At 69.2% G+C, this 6,729-nt stretch carries 7 protein-coding genes; 5 read left to right on the top strand and 2 right to left on the bottom strand.

What is annotated here, in order from left to right; all coding sequences use genetic code 11:
• Window positions 1-171: 171 nt before the first annotated feature.
• Complete coding sequence (gene lysS, locus ACWICD_RS11740; RefSeq protein WP_454140270.1) at window positions 172-1,695, top strand: lysine--tRNA ligase; 1,524 nt, start codon at window positions 172-174, stop codon at window positions 1,693-1,695.
• A 12-nt stretch (window positions 1,696-1,707) separates the two neighbouring features.
• Here the strand turns inward: lysS and ACWICD_RS11735 are convergent, their stop codons facing one another.
• Window positions 1,708-2,844, bottom strand: coding sequence for a DUF4192 family protein (locus ACWICD_RS11735; protein ID WP_376131235.1), 1,137 nt, complete (start codon window positions 2,842-2,844; stop codon window positions 1,708-1,710).
• Between the two features lie 135 nt (window positions 2,845-2,979).
• Here ACWICD_RS11735 and ACWICD_RS11730 point away from each other — a divergent pair, with 135 nt between their 5' ends.
• From ACWICD_RS11730 to ACWICD_RS11715, 4 genes are all read left to right on the top strand, one after another.
• On the top strand, window positions 2,980-3,216 hold the full coding sequence (locus ACWICD_RS11730) for a hypothetical protein (RefSeq protein ID WP_376131232.1): 237 nt from the start codon (window positions 2,980-2,982) through the stop codon (window positions 3,214-3,216).
• 94 nt (window positions 3,217-3,310) lie between these two features.
• Entirely contained in the window at window positions 3,311-4,732 is a 1,422-nt protein-coding gene (gene cls, locus ACWICD_RS11725) for a cardiolipin synthase (RefSeq protein WP_454140318.1), read from the top strand.
• 137 nt (window positions 4,733-4,869) lie between these two features.
• Complete coding sequence (locus ACWICD_RS11720) at window positions 4,870-5,610, top strand: hypothetical protein (RefSeq protein WP_454140269.1); 741 nt, start codon at window positions 4,870-4,872, stop codon at window positions 5,608-5,610.
• 24 nt (window positions 5,611-5,634) lie between these two features.
• A complete protein-coding gene (locus ACWICD_RS11715; protein ID WP_454140268.1) occupies window positions 5,635-6,390 on the top strand; it encodes a hypothetical protein in 756 nt (251 codons plus the stop codon).
• Between the two features lie 130 nt (window positions 6,391-6,520).
• Here the strand turns inward: ACWICD_RS11715 and ACWICD_RS11710 are convergent.
• Window positions 6,521-6,729 (bottom strand): hypothetical protein (locus ACWICD_RS11710; RefSeq protein WP_454140267.1); only part of this gene is annotated, 209 nt, incomplete at its 5' end.

Here is a 6,729-nt window from a genome sequence, read left to right as displayed (position 1 = left end):
TCCTCCCCGAGAACCCCAACCGACCCTCCGACCCTTTCGTCCCCCCCCCCGCTCCCTCCCCCCCGTTGCAGTCTCGCGGTCATTGGCCGGACGGGAGCGATGGGGGTCGTGCGGGACGGGGGCTCCGACGGCCGCGGATAGACTTGGCGGCGACTTCCGAGGAGCCCCGCCATGACCGAAACGCCCGTCGATCCGATCGACCCGGACGCCGAGCTCGCCGACGCGCACGAGCAGAAACTCGTCCGCCTCGCCAAGCGCGAGCGGCTCATCGAAGAGCGAGTGGATGCCGCGGGCGGGGCGTACCCCGTCGCGGTGCCCCTGACCGACACGATCCCGGCGCTGCGCGAGCGGTACGGCGACCTCGAGGCGGGTGCCGAGACCGGCGAGACGGCCGCCGTCGCCGGCCGCGTCGTCTTCAGCCGCAACACGGGCAAGCTGTGCTTCGCGACCCTGCAGTCCGGAGACGGCAGCCGCATCCAGGCCATGGTGTCCCTCGCCGTCGTCGGCGAGGACGAGCTGCAGCGGTGGAAGGAGCTCGTCGACCTCGGCGACCACGTCTTCGTCTCGGGAGAGGTCATCTCGAGCCGCCGCGGCGAGCTGTCGATCATGGTCGCCCAGTGGCGCATCGCCTCGAAGGCCCTCCTGCCGCTGCCGAACATGTACACCGAGCTGAGCGAAGAGAGCCGCGTGCGCAGCCGCTTCCTCGATCTCATCGTGCGCGATCGCGCGCGCGAGACGGTGCTCGCCCGGTCCAAGGTCAACGCGAGCCTGCGCGCGACGTTCGCCGGCCATGACTTCGTCGAGGTCGAGACGCCCATGCTGCAGGTGCAGCACGGCGGCGCCTCGGCCCGGCCGTTCGTGACGAACTCGAACGCGTTCGGCACCGACCTCTACCTGCGCATCGCGCCCGAGCTCTTCCTCAAGCGCGCCGTCGTCGGCGGTATCGACCGCGTCTTCGAGATCAACCGCAACTTCCGCAACGAAGGCGCCGACTCCACCCACAGCCCCGAGTTCGCGATGCTCGAGGCTTACCAGTCGTACAGCGACTACAACGGCATCGCCGACCTCACACAGGAGCTCGTGCAGCAGGCGGCCGTCGCCGTCGCGGGCTCGACCACGGTCACCTGGGCGGACGGCACCGAGTACGACCTCGGCGGCGAGTGGGACCGCCTGCCGATGTACGGCTCGCTGAGCGAGGCGGCCGGCCGCGAGATCACGCCCGAGACGAGTCTCGACGAGCTCCTCGCGTTCGCCGCCGACGTGGGCGTCGATGAGCCGCCGCACGCGACCCACGGAAAGCTCGTCGAAGAGCTCTGGGAGCACTTCGTCAAGCCGAGTCTGACCCGCCCGACCTTCGTCATGGACTTCCCCGTCGACACGAGCCCCCTCGTGCGCGAGCACCGCACGATCCCCGGCGTCGTCGAGAAGTGGGACCTCTACGTGCGCGGATTCGAGCTCGCGACGGGCTACTCCGAGCTCATCGACCCCGTCATCCAGCGCGAGCGGTTCGTCGAGCAGGCCGTCCTCGCGGCGCGCGGCGATGTCGAGGCGATGCGCATCGACGAGGAGTTCCTGCGCGCTCTCGAGCACGGGATGCCGCCCACCGGCGGAATGGGAATGGGTATCGACCGCCTGCTCATGGCGATCACGGGTCTCGGCATCCGCGAGACGATCCTCTTCCCGCTCGTGAAGTGAGCTGACGCCGGTTCACGGCAGGGTGCGCCGGAACGCCCAATCCGGCAGGTGTCCCATCCCGACGAACGACAGCACGATCTCGGCGAGGCCGTGCTCGGGTTCGATGTCGGTCGCGCCGCGCGCGTAGCGGTCGGCGTGGGTCGAGTGTCCGAGCGCCCACGACAGCCATGCGGCCGTCGCGAGGGCGCCCGGCCGGTCGTGCAGGGGCGCCGTCGCGGCGACGCGGCGCACCACATCGAGCGCCCGAGAGAGGCGGGCCGGATCCGGACGCTCCCCCTCGCCCCACATCATCATCGCGAGGTGCGCCGGGTACTCCTCTCCGTCCTCCCACCGCAGCTGCGCGTCGAGCGCTTCGTCACCCGCCGACGGACCGCGGCACCACTGCACGAGCGCGATGTCCCGCAGGGCCGGCCGGCTGAGACACCACGCCAGGGTCGCGACCCGGTACGGCGCGAGGGCCGCGGCATCCCAATCGAGAACGTCTTCGAACAGCCCGGGCAGATCGTCGATCGCGCAGACGGCGGCGAGCGCCTGCGGATCGACGCGCGCATCGGCATCACCGGATGCCGCGGAGTCGGGTCCGCCCGCAGCATCGGGGCCGCACAGCACCTCGACGGCGCGCGAGAACGCGCCGACCGCCGCGTCGACCGCTTCGCGTTCGCCGTCGGCCACCGCGGGCAGCTCGGCGCCGCTGGACTGGTCGCCCGGTGCCACCGCGTCGGACAGATCGAGCTCGGCGAGGTCGCGGGGGTGGGCGTCGCCGTCGAGGTAGGGACACCACGCATCCGCGGCGACGCACAGCGCGTCGACGAGACGCAGTCCGCACGCGTCGGCGCGCCCCGCGAGCGCCGCGACGAGCCCGTCGTGCGGCAGCGCCGTGAGCGGGACGAGACGACCCACGTCCGCGTCGGTGTAGACGACGAGGGCGACGGCATCGGCGAGCGCGACGCGGCACGCCATGCCGATCACGGTCGCCGCGATGCGATCGACGTCTTCGTCGCCGTGGGGCAGGTCGAAGCGCATCGCTCCGAGCGTGCGGGATCGCGCGAACGGCACGACGACGAGGCTGAGCTGCGGCACGAAGCCGAGCATGCGGGGCACGAAGGACAAGAACTCCGCCGCATTCGCGGCTTTCACGATGGTCGTCATGCCGAGAGCCTCGCCACTCGGGCACACCGGCGGAGCCTCGTCGACGCATCTGTCGGCAACTCGCCCGCGGACCCCCGCTGTTGAGGAAGCGATGCCCGGGCCGCACGGCTGCGCGCGACGCGTATCCTGGACGGTATGGACAGCTACTGGAATGCCGTGATCTGGTCGCTGCTGCCCACGGTCGTCGTCGCGTTCGTCTTCTACGTCATCCTGCGCAGCATCATCCGCGCCGACCGCAACGAGCGCCGCATCTACGCGCGCGTCGAGGCGAAGGAACGCGCACGGCTCGGCCTGCCACCGCGCCAGGTCGTCGCCGAGCCCGCCGGGGCGGCGTCTGCGGTGCCCGGCGAAACGGCGCCGTCCGACCGCTGACCCACCCTCCCACTACGCTGGGCACGAGGCCGAGCGAAGGGGTGCCGTGGCGGTCAGCATCACATTCGACTGGACCTGGTGGGTCATCGCCGTCATGGTGATCGACATCAGCGTGCGCATCGCCGCGATCATCATCGTCCCCCGAAATCGCCGCCCGACCGCCGCGATGGCGTGGCTGCTCGCGATCTACTTCATCCCGCTCATCGGTGTCTTCCTCTTCCTCCTGATCGGCAATCCTCGGCTGCCGCGCAAGCGCCGCAAGAAGCAGGAGCAGATCAACGAGTACATCCGCGACACGAGCGAGTCGCTCGACTTCGGCACGCTGCGACCGCACGCCCCGGCGTGGTTCACGTCGCTCGTGACCCTCAACCGCAACCTCGGCGCCATGCCGCTGGCCGGCGACAACGCGGCGCACATCATCTCGGACTACCAGGAGAGCCTCGACACGATGGCCGAGGCGATCCGGGCCGCCGAGCGCTATGTGCACGTCGAGTTCTACATCCTCCAGTCGGATGCGGCGACCGACGACTTCTTCCGCGCGCTCGAAGAGGTCGCGGCACGAGGCGTCACGGTGCGCGTGCTGATGGACCATTGGGCCAACCGCGGCAAGCCCTTCTACAAGGCGACGATCCGACGGCTCAACGCGATGGGCGCGCACTGGCGGCTCATGCTCCCCGTGCAGCCGTTCCGCGGCAAGTACCAGCGCCCCGACCTGCGCAACCACCGCAAGCTGCTCGTCGTGGACGGCCGCGTCGCCTTCACCGGTTCGCAGAACGTCACCGATTCGACCTACAACCTGCCGAAGAACATCCGCCGGGGTCTGCACTGGGTCGACCTCATGGCCCGCATCGAGGGCCCTGTCGTCGCCTCGATCAACGCCGTGTTCCTCAGTGACTGGTACAGCGAGACCGACGAAGTCCTCACGGATGAGATCGACCTGTTCGACGTGCAATCCGGGCCCGGCGACCTCGACTGCCAGATCATCCCGTCGGGACCGGGCTTCGAGTTCCAGAACAACCTCAAGCTCTTCGCCGGGCTGTTGTACGCCGCGCAGAGCAAGATCATCGTCGTGAGCCCCTATTTCGTGCCCGACGAAGCACTGCTCCTCGCAATCACGACGGCGTGCCAGCGCGGCATCCATGTCGAGCTGTTCGTGTCCGAAGAAGGCGATCAGGCGCTCGTCTATCACGCGCAGCGCAGCTATTACGAGGCGCTGCTGCGGGCCGGGGTGAAGATCTGGATGTACCAGAAGCCGTTCATCCTGCATTCGAAGTCGATGACGATCGACGACGAGGTCGCCATCATCGGATCGAGCAACATGGACATGCGCTCGTTCGGTCTCAACCTCGAGATCTCGATGCTCGTTCGCGGCGAGGAATTCGTGCGCGAGATGCGCGACGTCGAGCAGCAGTACAGGGTGCTCAGCCGCGAGCTCACCCTCGAGGAGTGGATGCGCCAACCGCTGCGTTCGACCGTCCTCGACAACCTCGCCCGCCTCACCTCGGCGCTGCAATAGGCACATTCCGGGTTTTTCGTGACCCGGGCGTTATGCACTTCCCTGAGATTCTTCGGCCGAGTGCGACACGATAGTGCTGACGGATGCCGCCGGTCGTGGCATCCGGAACTTCCCAGTCGCAGACGAAGGATCGTGTCATGACCCGCACCACCCGCGCGCTTTTCGCCCTTGGCACCGCCGTGCTCGCCGCCGGCCTTCTCGCCGGCTGCGCGACAGGGACCCCCGGCGGTGACGTGTCGGCGCCCGTCGGATCGGCACCCTCCGCCGACGTCGACCTCGCCACCGACATCGAGGTGGATGCCGCCTGGCTCGACGGCGGACGCATGATCGGCATCGTGACGCAGGGCAGCTCGACGTGCGTGCCGACCGCAGAGGAGGCGACCTTCGCCAACGGCGTGATCGACGTGACCTTCGTCGAGCCCGACGCCGGCACACCGTGCACGCGCGACCTCGTTCCCCGCGTGACGCTCGTCGCGACGCCCGAGGGCGTCGACCCCACGCAGGATGTCGACATCCGCGTGACCGGTGAGAGCTACGTCGGCGACGCCGACCTCGACGGCGAGGCCGGGCTCGTCGTCGGCGGTGAGACCGACTACCTGCCCAGCGCCGGATGGACCGATGAGGACGGCCTGTTCGTCATCCTCACGTGGGGATCGTCGACGTGCGTGCCGGTGCTCGAGACGGTGGCCGCCTCGAGTCCCGCCGAGGTGACGGCGACCTTCGCCGAGCCCGAAGCCGACCAGCCCTGCACGATGGACATGGCACCGCGCGGGACCGTCGCCTACGTCGACGATCTCGACGAGGACGACGACATCTCCCTCGTGCTGCAGGGCGGCGAGTTCGACAACGTCCGCATCCCGATCATCGGCTCGGACTGAGCCCGTTCTGCAGAAGGAGCTTCCATGCGTCCCCTACGTCGTAGCCTGACCGCGGCCGGAATCGCCGCGCTCGCCGCGCTCGCCCTCGCGGCGTGCGCCACCGGTGCGCTCGTCGAGCCCGACGGCGCCGACGAGTCCGTGCCCGGCGGCACCGAGACCGAGCAGGTCATGATCGAGGCCGCGTGGCTCGACGGCGGTCGCTCGATCGGCATCGTGACCGAGGGGTCGTCGACCTGCGTGCCGTCGGCGGGCGAGGTCACCCTCGAGACGAACGGCACGCTCGCCGTGACCTTCGAAGAGCCGGATGCCACGACCCCCTGCACGATGGACTACGCGCCGCGCGTCTCGCTCGTCGGCGTGCCCGACGGCGTCGACCCGTCGCAGAACCTGACGATCTCGGTCACCGGCGCCGGGTTCGACGGCGGCACGACGCTCACGGGCGTTCCCGGGCTGACCGTCGACGGTGAGTCGGACATGACGCCCAGCGCCGGCTGGACGAACGTCAACGGTACCTTCGTCGTGCTGCTGTGGGGCTCGTCGACCTGCACGGAGCACATCACCGCGACCGAGGTCACGGGTGCGGCATCCGTCTCGGCATCTCTGTCCGGCATCCCCGCAGACAAGGCGTGCACCGCCGACATGGCCCCGAACCCCGTGCTCGCGTTCGCCGATGGGCTGCACGGCGTGGAAGACGTCGAGCTGACGCTCACGTCGCACTCCGCCGACGACCTGACGTTCCCGATCCTCGGCGTCAACGACCCCAAGACCCCGATCGGCTGACCCCGGCGCTCGCCGCTGCGCCGGTGGGCCGCGCTGCGTGGCGGCATCCATTCTGCTCGTTTGCCTCAATCTGCCCGACCCTCGAGCGTGCAGCAGCAGGTTGAGGCAAATGAACTCGATGCGGCGATGTTCACTTGTCGCACTTCGTCGTGCACGGTGCGTGGTCCAGCAGAATGAGCCGAACGAAGGCCGGGCGCTGCCAGGCGTGCAGCACGATGTTCGTTTGCCTCACTTCGCGCTCCTCGGTGACGTCCCCTGGAGTGGTGGAGGATTCGGCAGGGTTGTCTTCGTCGTAGACGTTGGTGAGCCATCGTGCGAGGGTCAGTGAGAACCGATCAA

The sequence above is a fragment of the Microbacterium sp. NPDC055357 genome, assembly GCF_053644835.1.
Note: the sequence above shows the minus strand (reverse complement) of the source record. Positions and strands in the feature narration are given on the sequence as shown.

What these genes read in the sequence shown, in the direction of transcription:
- ACWICD_RS11735 (WP_376131235.1), bottom strand. Translation starts at nt 2,844, where the DNA reads ATGACGACCATCGTGAAAGCCGCGAATGCGGCGGAGTTCTTGTCCTTC.
- ACWICD_RS11720 (WP_454140269.1), top strand. Translation starts at nt 4,870, where the DNA reads ATGACCCGCACCACCCGCGCGCTTTTCGCCCTTGGCACCGCCGTGCTC.
- ACWICD_RS11730 (WP_376131232.1), top strand. Translation starts at nt 2,980, where the DNA reads ATGGACAGCTACTGGAATGCCGTGATCTGGTCGCTGCTGCCCACGGTC.
- ACWICD_RS11715 (WP_454140268.1), top strand. Translation starts at nt 5,635, where the DNA reads ATGCGTCCCCTACGTCGTAGCCTGACCGCGGCCGGAATCGCCGCGCTC.
- cls (WP_454140318.1), top strand. Translation starts at nt 3,311, where the DNA reads ATGGTGATCGACATCAGCGTGCGCATCGCCGCGATCATCATCGTCCCC.
- lysS (WP_454140270.1), top strand. Translation starts at nt 172, where the DNA reads ATGACCGAAACGCCCGTCGATCCGATCGACCCGGACGCCGAGCTCGCC.